This is a genomic window from Umezawaea sp. NPDC059074, from assembly GCF_042738955.1.
Taxonomy (GTDB): Bacteria; Actinomycetota; Actinomycetes; order Mycobacteriales; family Pseudonocardiaceae; genus Umezawaea.
Window position 1 is genome coordinate 36,163 of the sequence record NZ_JBHYHC010000056.1, and the last position, 18,674, is coordinate 54,836.

Annotated in this window: 12 protein-coding genes; 4 read left to right on the forward strand and 8 right to left on the reverse strand. The window is 72.6% G+C overall.

The window, feature by feature from the left end:
- Positions 1-44: 44 nt before the first annotated feature.
- The gene (locus tag ACFWW9_RS24710) at positions 45-1,817 is read right to left on the reverse strand and encodes a TIM barrel protein (protein WP_390382346.1); all 1,773 of its coding nucleotides are present in this window, start codon (positions 1,815-1,817) and stop codon (positions 45-47) included.
- On the reverse strand, positions 1,807-2,688 hold the full coding sequence (locus ACFWW9_RS24715) for a shikimate dehydrogenase (protein ID WP_390382379.1): 882 nt from the start codon (positions 2,686-2,688) through the stop codon (positions 1,807-1,809). Before ACFWW9_RS24715 ends, ACFWW9_RS24710 begins: the two co-directional genes overlap by 11 nt.
- Before the next feature lie 159 nt (positions 2,689-2,847).
- Between ACFWW9_RS24715 and ACFWW9_RS24720 the strand changes: the two genes are divergently transcribed.
- Together ACFWW9_RS24720 and ACFWW9_RS24725 are read left to right on the forward strand one after the other, a co-directional pair.
- The gene (locus ACFWW9_RS24720) at positions 2,848-3,489 is read left to right on the forward strand and encodes a TetR/AcrR family transcriptional regulator (RefSeq protein ID WP_390382349.1); all 642 of its coding nucleotides are present in this window, start codon (positions 2,848-2,850) and stop codon (positions 3,487-3,489) included.
- A 111-nt stretch (positions 3,490-3,600) separates the two neighbouring features.
- Positions 3,601-4,923, forward strand: coding sequence for an MFS transporter (locus ACFWW9_RS24725; RefSeq protein ID WP_390382352.1), 1,323 nt, complete (start codon positions 3,601-3,603; stop codon positions 4,921-4,923).
- A 46-nt stretch (positions 4,924-4,969) separates the two neighbouring features.
- Here ACFWW9_RS24725 and ACFWW9_RS24730 read toward each other — a convergent pair whose 3' ends face one another.
- Together ACFWW9_RS24730 and ACFWW9_RS24735 are read right to left on the reverse strand one after the other, a co-directional pair.
- A complete protein-coding gene (locus ACFWW9_RS24730; protein ID WP_390382355.1) occupies positions 4,970-6,103 on the reverse strand; it encodes a hypothetical protein in 1,134 nt (377 codons plus the stop codon).
- The gene (locus ACFWW9_RS24735; protein WP_390382358.1) at positions 6,100-6,654 is read right to left on the reverse strand and encodes an RNA polymerase sigma factor; all 555 of its coding nucleotides are present in this window, start codon (positions 6,652-6,654) and stop codon (positions 6,100-6,102) included. Before ACFWW9_RS24735 ends, ACFWW9_RS24730 begins: the two co-directional genes overlap by 4 nt.
- Before the next feature lie 152 nt (positions 6,655-6,806).
- Between ACFWW9_RS24735 and lexA the strand changes: the two genes are divergently transcribed.
- Positions 6,807-7,451 (forward strand): transcriptional repressor LexA, encoded by a 645-nt coding sequence (gene lexA / locus ACFWW9_RS24740; RefSeq protein ID WP_390382361.1) that lies wholly within the window; start codon positions 6,807-6,809, stop codon positions 7,449-7,451.
- Positions 7,452-7,461: 10 nt separating this feature from the next.
- On the opposite strand, the gene ACFWW9_RS24745 is transcribed toward lexA, so the two are convergent.
- A complete protein-coding gene (locus ACFWW9_RS24745; RefSeq protein ID WP_390382364.1) occupies positions 7,462-8,679 on the reverse strand; it encodes an FAD-binding domain-containing protein in 1,218 nt (405 codons plus the stop codon).
- Positions 8,680-9,043: 364 nt separating this feature from the next.
- On the opposite strand from ACFWW9_RS24745, the gene ACFWW9_RS24750 reads away from it, so the two are divergent.
- Complete coding sequence (locus ACFWW9_RS24750) at positions 9,044-10,435, forward strand: MFS transporter (RefSeq protein WP_390382382.1); 1,392 nt, start codon at positions 9,044-9,046, stop codon at positions 10,433-10,435.
- 41 nt (positions 10,436-10,476) lie between these two features.
- Here ACFWW9_RS24750 and ACFWW9_RS24755 read toward each other — a convergent pair whose 3' ends face one another.
- The 3 genes from ACFWW9_RS24755 to ACFWW9_RS24765 form a co-directional block, all read right to left on the reverse strand.
- Positions 10,477-17,019: a LamG-like jellyroll fold domain-containing protein gene (locus ACFWW9_RS24755; RefSeq protein WP_390382367.1), complete on the reverse strand. Its 6,543-nt coding sequence runs from the start codon at positions 17,017-17,019 to the stop codon at positions 10,477-10,479.
- Positions 17,020-17,055: 36 nt separating this feature from the next.
- Positions 17,056-17,730 (reverse strand): hypothetical protein, encoded by a 675-nt coding sequence (locus tag ACFWW9_RS24760; protein ID WP_390382370.1) that lies wholly within the window; start codon positions 17,728-17,730, stop codon positions 17,056-17,058.
- 158 nt (positions 17,731-17,888) lie between these two features.
- Positions 17,889-18,674, reverse strand: a 786-nt coding sequence (locus tag ACFWW9_RS24765; protein ID WP_390382373.1) for a LuxR C-terminal-related transcriptional regulator, incomplete at its 5' end; no start/stop codon positions are given.

Genomic DNA, 18,674 nt, shown 5'->3' on the forward strand with positions numbered 1-18,674 from the left:
GGATGATCGTCCACTACGGCCGGGTCCCCCGCAAACCCGTTTGCCTACCGCGCCGTCTCCCGGCGGCGTCTGCGGTGCGCGGCCATGACGATCGGGGCGTTGACCGCGCCGTAGCCCGCGTACGCGCCGATGCGTTGCACGACCTCGAAGTACACGCGGTCGCCGAGGACCTCGGTGAAGAAGTGCAGGAACTCGCCGTGGGCGTCGCGGTCGTAGAGCACGGAGTTCTCGCGCAGCGCGGCGAGGAAGTCCTGGGCCGGGGCGAGGCGGGCGTCGAGGTCGTCGTAGTAGTTGGCCGGGATGTCGAGCAGGGGTGCGCCGCGGGCGCGCATCGCCGTCGCGGCGGCGAGGGCGTCGGCGGTGGTGAAGGCGACGTGCTGCGGTTCGCGAACGTCCGGGCCCCAGGCGCCGCGGCGGACCAGGGTGGCGTCCAGGGCGATGCGGACGTGGCGGGCGCGGTCGACGACGGAGTGCCTGCGGACCAGGCCGAACGGGGCGGCGAACTCGGTCTCGTCCTCCAGTTCCAGGCCCAGCACGGCCCGGTAGAACAGGCCCGCCTGCTCGAAGCGGTCGAACGGTTCGGTCAGGCCGACGTGGTCGGTGCCGAGGACGCCCGCGCCGACCACGTCGGACGAGCTGAGCGGGGCGAAGTCCGCGAGCCACTCGTCGCGGCAGAAGATCACCGACGTACCGTCCGGGGCGGCGACCGCGTTGTCGCCGCTGGGCTGCGCGAGGAACTCCCCGGCGCGCGCGGCGGACCTGGTCGGGTCGGGGCTCTCCACGGCCACGGCGCTGACGGCCGCGTGGGCGCCCGTCGCGGGAGGACGGTGGTTGAGCACGACGCGCGCGCCGCCCTGCCGCCACAGCCGCACGGGCTTGGTGCGGTGCTCGCCCGCCAGCGCGAAACCGAGCCCGGTGAGGGCCGCCTCGACCTGCCCGGCCGCGGTGTCGTCGACGTCGAACTCGGTGAAGGCGTGGCCGGTCAGCACCGGCGCGGCGTCCGGCGGCTCCTGGAGCAGCAGCAGCGAGCGCATCGCGTCCACGGCCGCGGCACGGGGCTCGGACTGCCGGAACACGTCGTTGAACACCTCCAGCGACAGCGGCCCGCGGTAACCGGTGGCGAGCACGTGGTCGACGAACGAGGTGAGGTCGAAGTCGCCCTGTCCGGGGAACAGGCGGTGGTGGCGGCTCCACTGGAGCACGTCCATCCGCAGCCTCGGCGCGTCGGCCAGTTGCAGGAAGAACACCTTCTCGCCCGGAATCGTCCGGATGGCCACCGGGTCGACCTCCCTGGACAGCACGTGGAAGCTGTCCAGGCACAGGCCGAGCGCGGGGTGGCCCGCGGCGCGCACGATCCGCCACGAGTGGTCGTACGTGCTGACGAACCTCCCCCACGCCAACGCCTCGTAGGCCACCCGGATGCCCCGTTCGGCGGCGCGCGTGGCGAGGGCGTGCAGCTGCTCGGCGGCGAGGGCGTCGTCGTCGACCGCGTCGGGCGACACCGACGAGCACACCAGGACGGTGTCCGCGCCCAACTCCTCCATGACGTCGAACTTGCGCTCCGCCCGCCGGAGGTTGCGGGCCAGCACGTCCGGCGGCACCGCCTCGAAGTCGCGGAACGGCTGGTAGAGGTCGATCGACAGGCCCAGGTCGGCGCACTCCCGCCGCACCCGCGCGGGTGACCACGGCGAGGCGAGCAGGTCGTTCTCGAACAGCTCCACGCCGTCGAACCCGGCCGCCGCGGCGGCGGCGAGCTTGTCCTCCAGCGTGCCGGACAGGCACACGGTGGCGATCCCGCGTCTGCGGTCAGCGGACATCGGACCGTCCTCCCGGCGTGCGGACGAGCCGGTCGAAGTGGCGCAGCATCCGCTCGGTGTCGGGGTCGGCGCCGGTGAACAGCCGGAACCCCTCGGCGGCCTGGAACGCGAACATCCGGCCGCCGTCGAGGACCCGGCAGCCCGCGGCGCGCGCGGTGGTGACCAGTTCGGTGTCCAGCGGTCGGTAGACGACCTCGGCGACCCACAGGTCGGGCCGCAGCAGGTCGGCGGGCAGCGGGAGGCCGGGGTGGTCGGCCATCCCGGTCGGGGTGGCGTGCACGAGCCCGTCGGCGGCGCGCACGGCGTCCGCCAGGTCGCCGTGTCCCGTGGTGGCGCGGCCCGCGCCGAACCTCGCCGAGAGGGACACCGCCAACGCCTCTGCGCGGGCGGGGTCCAGGTCGAACACCCGCACGGTCCCCGCCCCGGCGGTGAGCAGCCCGTGCGCGACCGCGGCCCCGGCCCCGCCCGCGCCGAGCAGGACGACGGACGTGAGGTCGGCGTCGGGCAGTCCCACCTCCAGGCCGCGGACGAAGCCGGACCAGTCGGTGTTGTGGCCGACGGCCCGGCCGCCGTCGAACACGACCGTGTTCACCGCGCCGAGCGCCTGCGCGTCGGGCGACAGCTCGCCCAGGTGCGGCAGCACGGCCTGCTTGCACGGGTGGGTGATGTTGAGGCCGCGGTACCCCGCGTCCCGCGTGATCGCCACGATGTCGCCGACCGCCTCGGGCGGCAGGCCCCACTCGTCGAGGTCGATCCGCCGGTACCGGTAGCGCAGCCCCAGCCTGCGGGCCTCCTCCTCGTGCAGCGCGGGGCTCAGCGACGGCCCGATGCCCGAGCCCACGAGCCCGACCACGAGCGCGCCCCGCGCCAGGTCGGCGTGCTCGCGGACCGCGTCGGGGAACGGGGTGTGGGGCACGACCGACCTCCCTCGTAATGTACGAACTGGTGAGTTAGTTGTACCCCACGGTGGGCGGCGGGCGGAAGAGGTCACCTAGAGTGGCGGCAGTACCCGTGGCGAGGAAGGAAGTCCGTGGTCGCACTGCCCGCCGTCGACCGCTCCAGGGACGCCGAGCGCACCAAGGCCGAGATCCTCGCCGTGTCCGCGCGGGAGTTCGCCGACAAGGGCTACGACGGCGCGCGGGTCGACGAGATCGCCGCCAAGACCCGCACCACGAAGCGGATGATCTACTACTACTTCGGCGGCAAGGAGCAGCTGTTCGTCGAGGTCCTCGAACGCGCGTACACGGTGATCCGGGCGATCGAGCAGGAGCTCGACGTGGAGCACCTGGACCCGATCGACGCCCTGCGCAGGCTCGCCGAGCTGACGTTCGACCACCACGAGTCGCACCCGGACTTCGTCCGACTGGTCAGCATCGAGAACATCCACCGCGCCGAGCACATCGCGCGGTCCACCGAGCTGGCCGGGCTGGCGAACCCCGCGCTCGACGTGCTCACCCGCATCCTCGACCGGGGCCGCGCCGCGGGCTACTTCCGCGACGACGTGGACGCGCTCGACGTGCACATGGCGATCAGCGCGTTCTGCGTGTTCCGCATCGCCAACCGGCACACGTTCCACGCGATCTTCGAGCGGGACATGCTGGACCCCGCGCGCCGCGACCACCACCGGCGCATGGTCGGCGACCTGCTCGTGAGCTACCTGACCGCCCGCTGAGCCCTTGACACGGAGGGCCGCCGCTCCTCACCATCTCCGTTATTAACTATCTAGTACGTACGTAGCCCGAGTCCGCTGTTCCCTGCAAAGACGCAGACAGAGGAGCCCCTCGTGACCGCAGATCCCCCTCTCCCCCAGGGCAAACCCCGCAAGGCGGCACTGGCCGCGTGGATCGGGAGCGCCCTGGAGTACTACGACTTCTTCATCTACGGCACGGCAGCCGCCCTCGTGTTCGGCAAGATCTTCTTCCCCACCTCGAACGCCGCCACCGGCACGCTGCTCGCGTTGGCCACCTTCGGCGTCGGCTACCTGGCCCGGCCGGTCGGCGCGGTGATCCTGGGCCACGTCGGCGACCGCTTCGGCCGCAAGCGGGTGCTGGTGTTCACGTTGCTGCTCATGGGGTTCGCCACGTTCCTCATCGGCTGTCTGCCCACCTACGACGACATCGGCGTCGCCGCTCCGGTGCTGCTGGTCGCGACCCGGCTCCTGCAAGGGCTGTCCGCCGCCGGGGAGCAGGCGGGCGCGAACTCGATGAGCCTCGAACACGCCCCCGACGACCGCCGCGCCTACTACACGAGCTTCACCCTCAGCGGCACCCAGGCGGGCCAGGTGCTGGCCACGGCGGTGTTCCTGCCGATCGCCGCGCTCCCCCAGGACGACCTGCTGGCGTGGGGGTGGCGCATTCCCTTCTGGGCCAGCGCGATCGTGGTCGTCGTCGGGTTCGTGATCCGCCGCAAGCTCGACGAGACGCCGGTGTTCGAGCAGGAGGTCGCGGGCGACGCAAGAGCGAAGCTCCCCGTCGCGATCCTGTTCCGCGACCACTGGGCGGACGTGCTGCGGGTCGTGGCCGCGGCCGTGATCGCCTCCGTCAGCACGATCTTCACCGTGTACGCGCTGTCCTACGCGGTGAACTCGGCGGGCCTGGCGCGGACGCCGATGCTGTGGGTCGGCGTGCTGGCGAACATCACCGCGTTGGGCGCGATCCCGTTGTGGGCCACGCTCGCCGACCGGGTCGGGCGCAAACCGGTGTTCATCAGCGGGTCGCTGGGCTGCGCGGTGCTGATCTTCGCCTACCTCGGGGCGATCTCGACGGCGAACTACCTCCTGGTGTTCGTCGTCGGCGTCCTGCTGTTCGGTGTCGTCTACAGCGCGACGAACGCCGTGTGGCCGTCGTTCTACGGCGAGATGTTCACCGCGAGGGTCCGGTTGTCCGGCATGGCGATCGGGACGCAGATCGGCTTCGCCGTCGCCGGGTTCACGCCCACGATCTCGGCCGCCATCGCGGGGCCGCAGAGCGCGAACTGGGTCGGTGTCGCGATCTTCACCGCGGGGCTGTGCCTGGTGAACGTGGTGGCCGTGGCGACGGGTCGGGAAACCTTCCGGACGCCCACCGCCGAACTGGGGCTCAAGGCCCGCGAGCGCGTCACGACGTGAGGTCGCGGCGGGGTGGGCCGCCCGGCAGCGGGCCCACCCCGTGGCGTCAGCTGTCGAACGGCCACTCGTTCTCGAAGACCACCTCGCCGCCGGGGCCGCGGGCGACCGTGCGGACGAGCGTGGATCCGTCGACGTCCGCGGGGACGAGGATCGCGAACGTGCGGCGGGCCACCGAGGCGGGCAGCAGCGGGCCGTCACCGAAGCCGACGTCGAGGGTGGCGACGGCCTCGGTGAGCTGGCCGGTGAGGACGCGGAGACCGTTGCCCAGGTCGGTGGAGCGGTTGAAGAGGGCCGGGACGCCGCCGAGGACCAGGGTCTCGACGGAGGCGTCGCCGCGTTGCTCGCCCCAGCGGCAGAAGACCACCGTGAACGGGCCGCGGCCGATCGAGAACCGGCCGCCGGGGTAGGTCACGAACGCTCCCGGCTCGTAGGAGTCGGGGTCCACCACCGGTTTCGCGGCCCGGGACAGGCAGTCGCCCAGGGCGATGCCCTCCGGCGACGTGCGGTCGGCGAACGGGCCGTCGGGGTGGTCGCGGAACGCGATGGCGGGAGAGGCGGGGGTCAGGGTGCGCTGGGGACCGTCGGGTGGTCCCGCGGTGATCCGGGCTCCGGTGAGGTTGGTGCTCGTGAGGGCGACGAAGAGGTGGTCGCGGAGTTCGGGGTGGACGGTGGTGGAGCCGACCGGGGTGGCGACCGTGAGGGCCACTTGGTCGTCCGCCTCGCCCGCGACCACGCCTTCCCGGCTGAACAGGGCGGCGGTGGCCGGGTCGGAGACGGTGGCGGTGGTCGGGGTGGTCTGGCAGAAGAGGGGCTTGCCGTCCGCTCGGGCCGCGACCACGCCCAACTGGGAGTCGCCGACGGTGAACACGGGGGTCCAGAGGGAGCGGTCGGGGAACCTGGCGGTCGCGTTCCGCGTCCGGACGGCCGACCAGCAGCGGTCGAGGGCGACCTTGGCGACCGCGGGGTCGTAGGCCGCGGTGGTCGCGGTGCTGGGGTCCGGGGTCTGGCGGAGGACGAAGACGGTGCCCGCCAACAGGGCCACGGCCGCGGCGGCCGCCAAGGCGGGGGTGGAGAGCTTGCGCTTCCGGGTGGTCGCCTCGTCGAACTCGGCGCGGAGCTGGGCGCGCAGCTCCGGCGGAAGGGGGCGGCGGGGGGTGATGCCGCGGGGTTCGTCGGTCACTGCGTGTCCTCCGTCAAGGTGCGCAGCCGGGCGCGGGCGCGGGAGAGGTGGGAGCGCACGGAGACCTCCGCGAGACCCAGGTGTCGTGCGGCGTCGGCGATCGGGAGGTCGCCCAGCAGGCAGAGTTCGGCCACCTCGCGTTGGGCCGGGGGGAGGTGGCGGACGGCGTCGACCACGCGGCGGAGGCGGGACTCGGTGTCGATGCGGTGGATCACGGCGTCGGCGTGGTCGTCCACCGGGGACGGGTCGGGGACGCGGCGCAGCAGGCGGGTGCGGCGGGACGAGCCGCGGTGCGCGGTGCGGGCGATGTTGGCGGCCATCGTGTAGAGCAGCGGGAGGGCGCTGTCGCGGAGGAGGGTGATGTCACGACGGGTGCGCCACGCGGTGAGGAACGTGGCCGAGGTGACGTCGTGCGCCTGGTCCCACGACGCCGTCAAGCGGTAGGCGTGGTTCCAGACGGCCTCGACGTGGCGTTCGAAGAGGAGGCCGAAGGCGTCGCGGTCGCCCTTCGCCCACAGGACGGCGTCGGGTGGGTCGGTTCCGTCCGCCATGGTGGCCCGCACTCCCGTTTCACTGGTCACGTCGGTCAGGTGCCGGGTGGGGTGGAGGTGTTGCAGATTTTCGTAACCCGGTCGGGTGACGGGGCGGTCGTGCCTGAGCACCGGGGGTTTGGGGCTGTTCGGGGGCATCTACCATTCGGCGGGTGACCGCCTACGACGATCTTGACCTGGACGCCTCGACCCTGCCCGAACGGCAGCAGCGGATCCTGCTGACGATCCAGGAGTGGATCGGGGAGCACGGGTACTCGCCCAGCACTCGGGAGATCGGGGACGCCGTCGGGTTGCGGTCCTCGTCCTCGGTGTCGAAGCACCTCGCGAGCCTGGAGGAGCGGGGGTTCCTGCGGCGCAGCGAGTCGTTGTCCCGGCCGATGGACGTACGGGTGTTCCTTCCTCGGGGTGGCGTGAGCGATGGGGATTCCGTCGCGGTGCCGGTGGTGGGGCACATCGCGGCCGGCAGTCCCATCACGGTCGAGGAGCACGTGGACGACGTGTTGACGTTGCCGCGTGGGCTCACCGGGCGCGGGACGGTGTTCGGGTTGCGGGTTCGAGGCGATTCCATGGTGGACGCCTCGATCTGCGACGGGGACATCGTGGTGGTGCGGCAGCAGAGTGAAGCGCATTCCGGGCAGATCGTGGCCGCTTCCATCGACGACGAGGCCACGGTGAAGGTCTACTCGCGGAGGAACGGGCGGGTTTTCCTGGAGCCCCGGAACGACGCTTACGACGTGATCGACGGGGAACGGGCCGTGGTGCTCGGCGTTGTGGTGTCGGTGTTGCGCAGCGTGTGAGGGTCGGGCTTCACCGCGGCAGGGCGTGACGCCTCCAAGCGCTGTAGGACCGCAGGGCGAACGACCCCGGCCGGACCAGCCACGGCCACGGGTGCACCTCGACCGGCCGCACCGAGCGGGAGAGGCGCTGCCAGCCGGGGACCGGGGTCCACGTCGCCGCCAACCGGAGGCCGGCCAACTCCACCGCGGGTCGGCCCCGGCGCACCCGCACGGGTCGGGTCGTCGCCAGCTCACCCAGGGTCTGCGCGAGGAACACCAGCCTCGTCCCGGACAACCGGAGCCGGGCCAGCAGCGGTTCGTCGAACACGAACACCGCGGGTCGGCCCGACACGGCGGCCAGTGCCGGATCCCGATCGCCCAACGACTCCGCGGTCACCCACACGACGTCACCGCCGCCGCCCTCGACGTCCGCGGGCCCGGCCGGGATGGGTGCCTTGCCGAGGTCCGGGCCGTCCACCGGCGGGCCGGGTTCCGCGTCCGGCCACGACTCCACCGGGCAGTCGTCGGCCAGCGCGCAGGACTCGCACAACGACGGCGCGCGCCGCGTCACCTGCCACCGGCTGAAGCCGTAGGGCTTGCCGCTGCCCGTGCCGACCGTCCACTGCCAGCCGAGCCGGTTCGCCGCGCGGGACCCGTCGACCAGGTGCGCGAACATCTCGTCCTCCCCCGCGGCCCAGTCCCGCCCGGCGCGCACGGCCCACTGCGAGGCCAACCACATCCGCGTCTGGTTGACCAGCCACCCGTCCTCGCGCAGTTCGCCGACCACCGCCGCCATGCACGCCATGTCCGACCGCCACGGCTCCCCCACCCACTCCGCTGCGGCGCGCGGCTGCTCGTGGCGCAACGGTCGAGCGGTCCGGCCGCCGAGCCGGGAGTACAGGTGGCGGGCGAACTCCTGCCACAGCAACTCGTCGCGGTACTTCGTCCGGTCCCGCTCCGGCGCGCCGTCCACCGCCGACCACACCTCGGACAGCGTGAGCAGACCGTGGCGGAGGTAGGGCGACACCCGGCTCGCTCCTCGCGCGGACCGCGGCAGCACCGTGCTCCGGGTGCTCGCGTACCCGGTCACGTCGAGCCCGGCGAGCGCCGCGTCCGCCGCCCGCTGTCCTCCGGCGAACGCCGACGCGGCAACGGCTTCCCGCGGTTCGCGGGTCAGGTCACCCAGGTGCTCGCGCACCCAGTCGACGGCTCCGGGCAGGTCGGCGGGAGGAACGGGCAGCGGCGGCACGCCGCCAGTCTGCGGCCGCGCCCCCGGCGGCGCTCGTTCCGTTGCCCCGAGCGGGCGACGGGTGGCCTCCCTTTCCGCCCACATCCATGGGGAATCGGACGGAACAGGCATCCCCGAAGGATCACCCCGAAACGTGCTCAGCCCTCAGGCGACACCAGAGCGATGGCGACTGCCACTGCTGCGGTGCGTAACCGAACGGCGGCTTTTCGTGATCGGCGGGGAGTGACATACCTGACGATCAGGGAGGCCGTTCGAGTCATCTAAGTCAACTGACTGCTTTAATCATGATCTGCTCGCTCGCACCCCGCATCGGAGGACGCACGTGCCATCTACGCCATCCACCGCGTACGTCGAGTCGGCCGAGGTGCCTGCTGTCGAGACGCGGCGGCCGAACGTCGTCGTGGCCGTCCTCGCGTTCGCGGGTGTCACCGTGGCGTTGATGCAGACGATCGTGATCCCGTTGGTGCCCCGTCTGCCCAGTCTGCTGAACGCAACCGCTGCCGACACCGCTTGGGCGATCACGGCCACGTTGTTGGCCGCCGCTGTCGCCACGCCGACCGTGGGGCGGCTGGGTGACATGTTCGGCAAGCGCCGGATGCTGCTGATCAGCCTCGGGCTGCTGGTGGCGGGATCGGTGTTGGCCGCGTTGAGCACGAGCTTGGCGCCGCTGGTGGTGGCGCGGGCGCTCCAGGGGCTTGCGTCCGGCGTGATTCCGTTGGGGATCAGCATCATGCGGGACGAGCTGCCCAAGGAGCGGCTCGGGTCCGCCACGGCGTTGATGAGCGCGTCGCTCGGTGTTGGCGGGGCGTTGGGGTTGCCCGCGGCCACGTTGCTCGCTGACAGCTTCGACTGGCACGTGCTGTTCTGGGGTGCTGCCGCTGTTGGTGTCGTGGCCACCGCGCTGGTCGTGGTGTTGGTGCCGGAGTCGGCGGTGCGGTCTGGTGGGCGCTTCGACTTCGTCGGGGCCATTGGCTTGACGATCGTGCTGGTGTGCTTCCTGCTGGCCGTGTCCAAGGGGACCGAGTGGGGCTGGACCAGTCCGCTGACGCTCTCGCTGATCGTGGTCGCGGTGGTCGTCCTGGTCGGGTGGGGGCGGTGGGAGCTGCGGAACCGCGAACCGCTGGTCGACCTGCGCACGAGCGGGCGGCGGCCCGTCGCGTTGACGAACCTGGCGTCGGCGATCTTCGGGTTCTCGATGTTCGCGATGTCGTTGGTGCTGCCGCAGTTGCTGCTGCTCCCCGCTGCCACGGGGTACGGGTTGGGGCAGCAGATGTTCGTCGTCGGTCTGGTGCTGGCGCCGTCCGGGCTGGTGATGATGGCGATGGCCCCGATCTCCGCGCGCATCACCCGGACCAGTGGGCCGCGCACCACGCTGATCATCGGCACGCTGGTGGTCGCGTTCGGCTACGCCTTGAACCTGGTGTTGATGAGCCAGCTCTGGCAACTGGTGCTGGTGTCCAGCGTCATCGGGGCCGGGATCGGGCTCGCGTACGGGTCGATGCCGTCGCTGATCATGGCCAACGTGCCGGTGACCGAGACCGCCGCGGCCAACAGCCTCAACACGCTGATGCGGTCGATCGGCACGTCGGTGTCCAGCGCGGTCGCGGGGGTGGTGCTGTCGCAGTTGACCGTGCCGTTCGGGCCCGCCGTCGTGCCGTCGCTGACCGGTTTCCGGGTGATCATCGCGATCGGTGCGGGCGCTGCTCTCGTGTCCGCCGCGGTGGCCGCGTTCATCCCGCGCAAGACGGTGGTGTGAGCGGACGGGTGGCGCGGGGGAACCGCGCCACCCGTCCGGCGTCAGGCCTCGACCGGGAGTGAGCCCGCCGCGTAGCCAGACTGGAAGTACTGCACGGTGGCGATCAGCAGGTCGTCCACGACGGCCGCGGCATCGGGGTCCGGCGGGTCCTTGCGGGCGCGGCGCACCAGCTCCGTCCACCAGGGCACGTACCGGCCGAGCACCGGGTCGACCGACGGGTCCGTCGGCGCCAGCACCTCGGCGACGGCGGCCCCGATCGTCGCCCCGGTCACCGGAGCCGACCCGAGCGCCTGCGCCACCAGCGCGACCAGGAGCGCGTTGTCCTCGACGTCGATGGTCAGCTCCGGGGTCGGGGCGACGGTCTGGGCGGGGTTCGTGTCGAACGTCGGGGGCACCCGGCTGACGTAGGTGACCCGGTGCAGCACCCGCCACGGAACGCTGCCGCCACGCAGGTTCCGCAGGGCGACAGCGTTGGGCTCGCTGCTGAACCGCAGCCACTCCTGGTCGACCACGTCGGTGAGGAACGCGGCGCCGTGGTCCGCCGACGGCGGCAGGTAGAACGACATGAACCGGTACGCGTCGACCTTGCCGGGGCACGGTTCGTCCGTGTACGCGCCCGCTCCCCCGTTGGCCCGCGCGTCGTAGCTCTGGAGCATCGGGTCGCAGTTGTTGGTGACGGCCAGGTTCAGCAGGTAGCTGTCGGTCTCCTTCTTCGCCACCTGGACCTTGATCTCCTGGCCGAACATCAGGTCCACGTTGCCGTACGCGCCGAACGGCACCGACATCTCGGCGTCCACGGTGGGGCCGAGCGCCCACGTGAGGTTGTAGAGGCCGGTGCTCGACACCTCGTGCGTGGTCGAGAAGTTCTCCGTCTCGGTGTGCAGGCCGCCTGCCGCCGTCCACACGTACCGGTTGGCGATGCCCCGCGTGGGAACGCCGTCGCCACCGTAGAACTGCCGGTCGGACGCGTCCGCGAGCGACGGCGCGCCCGGTCCGGTCTCGCCGAGGCCCACGGCGTCGAACTGGTCGTAGTACGTGCGGGCCCGCTGGTCGGCCTTCTCGATCCGGTCGGCCAGCCGGTAGGCCTCCTTCGGCTTGAAGTAGCTGCCGCGCTCCAGGTCCGCCAGCGGGTAGTCCGGGTCGTTGACCAGGCCGACCTTCCCGTCCAGGGTCCCGTTCTTCACGTAGTCGGGCCGGATCCGGAACATCAGCACGTTGCGGTCCGGCGGGATGTCCAGGTTCGGCAGCACGATCTTCCCCACCATGGCCCCGGTGGACTTCAGGCGCATGGCGTACAGGTCGGCGGTCATCGACTGGACCAGGGCGTAGCCGGTGTTGTGCGGCTGGTACCGCCTGCCCACGTCGGTGTTGAGGGGGTCGGCCTCCGGCTCCCACGCGCCGCGCAACCCCAGCGCGTCGGTGGCCAGCCTCGTCCACCCCGACGCGTAGGCGTCGGTGGTCTGGTCCGCCTGCGACAGGTTGGTCTTGTGGTGGAGGCCGACCTTGACCTTGCCCTTGAAGGTCACCACCGACAGCAGGCCCGTGCCGGACGAGAACTCCGGTTCGCCGACCCACCCCGCCTTGACCTCCAGGTCCATCTTGACCTTGGTGCGGTAGTCGGAGCTGGTGAAGCTGAACGACGCCGCCTCGGTCTGCTGCACCTGCACCGAGGTCGCGTCGAGGTAGGAGTTGTAGCCGAACGGGCTGAGGTACAGCGGGCGGGACAGGTTCTCGCTGGGCACCGGCGGCGCGCCCTCGATGTAGCCGATCAGGCTCGGCGACGTCTGCACCTGGCCGAGGTAGGTCAGGATCATCTCGCCCAGGCCGTAGCCGGTGAACACCGCCAGCGTCGGGCCGCACGCGGCGTAGGCGCGGCGCATCACGGCGGCCGGGGTGCCGTCGGAGTGCGTGTCGCTGTCGGTGTACTCGACGACCGCGGGCCTGCCGGTGATCTCCTCCTGGTAGTCGGTGCCGGTGGCGGCGTAGGCGTTGCGCACCTGGGGGCCCTCGTTGCCGACGGGCACGCGCGACACGGCGAACGCGGGCGGCGGGGAGCCGATCAGCGTGCCGTCGGCTCCGTTGCCGGTCAGGTCGAGCGCGTCGCCGTCCAGCGGCCAGTACGCGCTCAGGTCCACCTCGGCCCCGGTCAACGGGCGGTGGGCGGTGTCGAGGACCTGGTCGTGGGTGCGCGCCGTGCGCCACAGCCGGACCTCGGCCACTTGGCCGGTGAACCCGGTGTACGCGCCGTCGACCAGCGCCGCGCCCACGGTGCACTGGGGCGCGCCGCGGTAGCCGGGCGCGCTGGCCGCGCCGGCGGGCGCGAGCAGCGCGATCGGCACGCCGTCGCTGTAGCAGGCGGTGCGGGAGATGGCCGCGAACGTCGACCACGCGTCCGTGTCGCTGAGGGTGAAGTCGTTGTCGCCCACCGAGTCCGTCGCCGTCACGCCGCTCTGGTCGGCGAACCACCACGCGGCCATGACGCCGTCGGCGGCGTCGTAGTCGGCCGCCGCCGCCATCGCCGCCCGCACCTGCGCGGAGGTGAACGCCGAGGAGGAGAACCGCACGCCGGTGAGGAGCCCCTGGAACGGGGCCCTCGACTCCTGCGCGATCGGGTCGCCCTTCTCCAACGCGCTGATGCCCAGCAGCAGCGGCTGGCTGGAGGACTGGACGAACACGGTGGCGGTGCCGTCGACGGCGACCTTCGCCGGCTGTCCCGCGACGCCGTCGACGTAGATCGTCGCGGAGCAGGTGCACCCCGTGCCGTCCTCGGTCACGGCGTAGGTCACCGCGAGGTGGTGCGGTCGCCCGTCGACGACCTTCGTCGGGTGCACGGCGGTCACGGTCGGCGTCGAGTCGCTGTTCGGGTCGTCCAGGACGAACGTGGCGACGGGCGTGCCGTCCGAGGTGACCGCGACGCGGAACGCCTGGTCGGACGCTTTCACCCCCCAGCGCGCGACGATCGTGCGGTCGATGGCGCTCGGCTGGTTCATCTGGACCCACGCCTCGACGGTCGCCTGCGCGCCGAGGTCGATCCCGTCGTCGACGCAGGTGCCGAAGTCGAGCCGGGTGCCCCCGATGCCCTTCGGGTTCATCAGCAGACCCGACGCGACCTGGTGCGCGACCGCCAGGTGGTGCCAGCGCCCGGCTCGCATGAACGCCCTGGCGACCACGGGGTCGGTGCCCGCGACGGCGGCGACGATGTTGACGAACTCGCCGTCCTTGGTGGGCTTGGCGCTCTGGTCGGGGCTGAGGCGCAGGACGCCGTCGAGCACGTGGCCGGTGCGCACGGCGGCGTTGGAGTAGTGCCCGTCCACGGCCTCGGGGGTCAGCGGCCAGTACCCGACCAGGCCGGGTTCGGTGCCGTACAACGAGGTGTCCATGGTGCGCAGCAGTTCCACCGACGTGCGGGCGGACGACCAGAAGCGCACCTCGGCGAGGCCGCCGAACACGCTGACGTCGCGGATGTCGTTCGCGCCGATGCACAGGAACGGCGCGTCGGTCGCCGCCGTGTAGAGCTGGTCGACGACCGTCGCCGCCTGCACGCCGTCGACGTAGAGGGTCAGGGTGTAGCGGCCTGGGACGGCGGGGTCGACCGCGCCGGTGATGGCGACGTGGGTCCACGCCGTGGCGGGCAGCGGGGTCGGCGCGGACAGGGTCGCGAGCTTGGGCTTGCCCGGCGGACCCGTGCGGTAGCCGAACGAGAGGACGCGCGCGGCGCTGAGGGACAGCGCGCACTGCGCGAGGTCGGGGTAGGTGGTGTCCTGCACCTGGAGGAGGCACCCGGACGCGCTCTTGGGGGCGGGCACGGCGTCGGGCCGCACCCAGGATTCCCAGGTGAAGGCGGGGGTCACCGCCGGGGCGAGGTAGGTCTGCGCGGGCACGTTCACGTACGAGCCCGCGTAGGGCCGCTTGGGGACGAACGAGCCGTACCGCAGCGCGGCCATGGCGACCGTGCCGAGGTAGTAGGACGGGTCGACCTCGCCGAGGCCGAGGGTCCCGACGTCGCGGCGGTAGCAGAGGGCGGGCGACGGATCGCCGATCGACGGGTTCACCCACGCCTCGATCGTCGTGCCCGCGGTGGGCGCGAGCTGTGGACCGCCGGGGGCGACCGCCATCCCGCCCTGCGCGCCGACCGTCAAGGCACTGGGGATGTGCGCGGAGAGCCACCGCCCGTTCGAGCCGGGCGTGGACACCGTGCTCACGCCGTTGACCAGCAGGGCCCGCTCGCCCATCAGCGGGACGCCGACCCCACCGGCGGACAGCGCGAGCATCCCCCGGCCCGGATCCGATCCTGCGGGAGGGGGCGCGGACAGGGTGCGGCCCTGGAGGGTCGTGGCGGCGGTCGAGCCCGCGATGACCAGGCCCGCGGGCACGGGGCGGACCACGTCGAAGAGCGTGGAGCCCGCGCGCAGGTCCGCGGGCAGGGACGTGGACTGGTCCAGGACAGCACCGGGGCACGGGTCCGGGGAGACGTGCGGGAACAGGGCTTTGACGGTCGCGTTCGCCCTCAGCGCCGCGACGACGCTGGCTTGGTCGCGGCCGACGTTCGGCAGGGTGGTCGAGGTGGAGGTCCCCTGGGCCACGGTGATGTCGCAGCGCGTCGGGTCGCCGTCGACGGGAGGCGACACGGTCACCGTGATCGCCGCGCCGGTCGCGGCGAACAGCAGGACGCTGCCCGCGTCGGTCGCGAGGGCGTGGATCCGGGTGTCGTTCGCCCCGGCGAGGTACCGGTAGGTCGACGGGCTCGCCACGCCGTCGAGCACCGGGGCCAGCCCGGCCAGGTCGGCGGGGACCGACGCCCACGTCTGCGTCGCGGTCGCGCCGTCGGCGAAGGTGTAGGTCAGCGCCAGGTCCATCCGCGCCGGGGCGGCCGAGGCGGTCACGACCACCTCGGTCAGCAGCACGTCGGGCCGGTGCGAGGCGACGGTCAGGCGCCCGGCGCCCACGAGCGGCAGGCGGGCCGTGGTGAGGGTGCCGGTCAGGTCGTAGAACGGGGTCTTCCCCGAGCGGACGGCGGGGTCCGACGGGTCGCCGGACGACGAGCCGTTCACGACGGCCGCCATCAGCTCGACGTCACGGGGAACGCCCTTCCAGGTCTCCGTCGGCAGTCCGGCGTCGTCGCCGTAGTCGACCGTGAGCGTGCACAGGTCGGGCTGGCCCGCGCAGTCGGCGATCGTCACCTCCAGCCCGTTCAGGGTGGTGCCGGTGCGGCGGGCCACCAGCGGCAGCGTCCCGCCGTCGGTGGACGGCGCCGACCAGGTCGGCCGCACGGTGGCCCTGGTGACGGTGGGGTCGAGCTGCGCCACCAGGAACCGCGTGGCCCGGTCGGGATCGGTGGACCGGTCGGCGAGCGTGCCGCCGGAGAAGTAGCAGTGCAGCAGGCCGTCCGAGCCGTTGAGCAGCACGGGCACGCCGCTCGGCTGGGGCTGGCCCAGCAGGACGGCCGTCACGGCGGCGTCGCCGGACACGTGCACGGCCTCGGCTGGGACGGGGTAGCCGTCAGAGGCGGCGGTCGGCGAGAACGCGCCGTTCCTCAGCACGCCGTCGAGCAGCGCGCACGGCGTGCCCGCGGGCAGTTCCGGGACGGTGCCGCCCGCCAGGACGGGGAAGTCGTAGACGGCCAGCGCCCCCGGCAGCGCGGCCGCCGCGTTCCGGACGGGGACCGCGATGGCCAACCGCACACCGCGGCGCAGGCTGCCGCCGGTGCCGTCGGGCATGGTGGCGGTCTCCTGCTCCTCGTAGCAGGAGACCGCGACACCGAGGTACGGCGCGAGGTCGACGATCGGACCGTCCTGGACGGCCACGCGCGGCGTGAGCGTGAACGACTCGGCCGACCACGGGGACACGTCGATCCGGCCGGTGTCGTCCCGCGGGTAGGACAGGCAGGTGACCTCCGCCGAGCCGGTGGTCGTGGCGACCACGTACCACCGCTTGCCGCTGCCGGTGGGGACCAGGGCGACGTCGAAACCGCCGGGCACGACACCGGACAGCACCGGCAGTTCCGTGGTGGGCTCGTGGAACGGCAGGTTCATCATGTTCGTCGACCCGAGCGCGTCCCCCGGCCCGGACGGCAGGTCCCGGACGCCGCTGCGGCGGTAGCGGGTCTCCCAGGCCCGTTCGAGCACCTGCGCCGGGGCGCCGCCGGTGCGCGCCTCCCGCTCGTCGAGCGGGTTCTCCACGAGCACGAACCGGTCGACGTAGAGCGATCCCGTGGTGGAGGACCGGAACACCGACACGTGGGTGTCGTCGGCGACCACCCGGAACGGGGCGTCGGCGGGCGAGGGCGTGGCCGCCTTCGGTCCCACCGTGATCAGCGACCCGCCTCCCACGCGCAACTGCGGCGCGGTGTCCGCGCCGGTGGTCGGCTCCGCGAGGGGCAGCTTCCGCCACCCCGCCCACTCCCCCGCCGCGCCCATCTCGACCCCGGTGGGGCGGACGTCGTAGTAGAGGTCGGTGACGGCGGTGTCCGCGCGGCGGGCGAACAGCACCACGCTGCCGCTCACGGCGACGGTCACCGGGTCCTCCAGGGGGATCCCGTTGCAGTCGGTCGACGGCCAGGTCTCCCGGCTGTTCGTGCTGATCATCGTGCTGGCTCCGTTCCGGGTGGTGATCACGACCGTCTAGCGGGTGTAGGAGGTCTCGACGGACGTGGAGCCCGCGCCCTCGTTCAGCGTGATCGTCACCGTCCACCGGGTGCCCTGGCCGCCGTAGGACTTGTGCTTGCCGTCGATCGCGAGGTTGTAGGAACTCGCGCGGGCCCCGCTGAGGGACGCGGTCATCGTCGACACCTGGTCCACGGCGAACTGCATGTCGAAGTTCACCGTCAGCACGGTGCCGTCGGGCAGGCCGTAGGCCACGGTCCCGACGGGAGCGACGTAGGCGCCCGGCATGCTCTCGGCCGAGAACGTCTCGATCTCCTTGCCGGCCGGGACGGACACGGGGTACGTGCTCCACTCGCCGTGGGTCAGGTTGGGCACGTTGCCGACGGACAGGTCGAGCGAGGCGTTGTTGGCGAGGGTGACCGTGACCTTGTCCCAGTGCAGGCCACCGGCGAACGCGTCCTGGAGCCAGCCGACGACGGCGCCCTTGCTGAACACCGGCGGCACGAAGGCGAGCGAGACGGTGGCCGACGAGTCCTTCTCGTCGTGGTCGAGCGAGCCCCGCACGCCGAGGACGTGCAGCTCGCCCTTGGCGTCGTCGGGCCGGAGGCCGCCCAACTCCTCCAGGAGCCGTTCCTCGACGGCCTCGAAGGTCGGGCGGTCGACGTTGTGGAAGGTGATCTTCTCCGCGGACATGGTTCTCCCCTTGGTGAATTGCGCGATTCGCTGACACGGAGTCGGTGGAATTCCCCTGCGACTCCGGTAGGGACAACGGTAGGGAGAACGGCCCCCGCGGTCGTTGGGGGAAACCCCACAGGAAACCCCGGACTTCGCCGGTCAGGCCCGTGCGGGGGTCAGCGGGACAGGGAGTCCGCGTGCAGCGCGAGCTGGGTGCGGGACCGCACGTCGAGCTTGCGGTAGACGCGGCTGAGGTGCGCCTCGACGGTCTTCTCGGTGACGAACAGCTGCTCGGCGATCTCGCGGTTCGTCAACGCCGTCGCGGCCAGCCGCGCCACCTGCCGCTCGGCCGGGGTCAGCGCGGACACGCCCGTGACGCGCAGCTTGGGCGGTCGCCCACCGCCCGCGGACAGCCGCGCGCCCGCGCGTTCGGCCACCGCCGGGGCGTGGCACTCCAGCGCCAGTTCGGCCGCCTCGCGAAGGAGGTCCCGCCCGGTGCGGCGGTCCCCGGCGAGCAGGGCCCGCTCCCCCGACGCCGCCAGCGCAAGGGCCAGTTCCAGCCTGCCCGGTCCGCCGCGCAGCAGGTCGACGGCCTCGGCGAGCATCCGCCGGGCCTCGTCGCCGTCGGCGAGGTCGGCCGCGGACCGCAGCGCGACGGCGATGTGGCGCGGCACGGCCAGATCGCGGGCGAGCCGCAGCTGGTCGTCGACCAAGGCCGCCGCGCTCTCCCGGTCACCGAGGCGCAGGTGGGCCGCCGCCGCGGTCAACCGCCACTGGACGTCCCACAGACCCGTTGTGCCCCAACGCTCGTAGGCGTGACCGCAGGCGAGCGCGTCGGCAAGCGCGGCCTCGTCCGCGCCCTGGGCGAGGCGCAGCCGGGCCCGCGCGTCCAGCAGCCACAGCCGCACGACCGTGTCGGGGTGGCGGCCCTCGGCCAGTCGCCCGGCCGCGATCAGCTCGTC

Excerpts from the sequence above, each read along its gene's own strand:
- ACFWW9_RS24755 (WP_390382367.1), bottom strand. The coding sequence starts at position 17,019 with ATGATCAGCACGAACAGCCGGGAGACCTGGCCGTCGACCGACTGCAAC.
- ACFWW9_RS24760 (WP_390382370.1), bottom strand. The coding sequence starts at position 17,730 with ATGTCCGCGGAGAAGATCACCTTCCACAACGTCGACCGCCCGACCTTC.
- ACFWW9_RS24710 (WP_390382346.1), bottom strand. The coding sequence starts at position 1,817 with ATGTCCGCTGACCGCAGACGCGGGATCGCCACCGTGTGCCTGTCCGGC.
- ACFWW9_RS24735 (WP_390382358.1), bottom strand. The coding sequence starts at position 6,654 with ATGGCGGACGGAACCGACCCACCCGACGCCGTCCTGTGGGCGAAGGGC.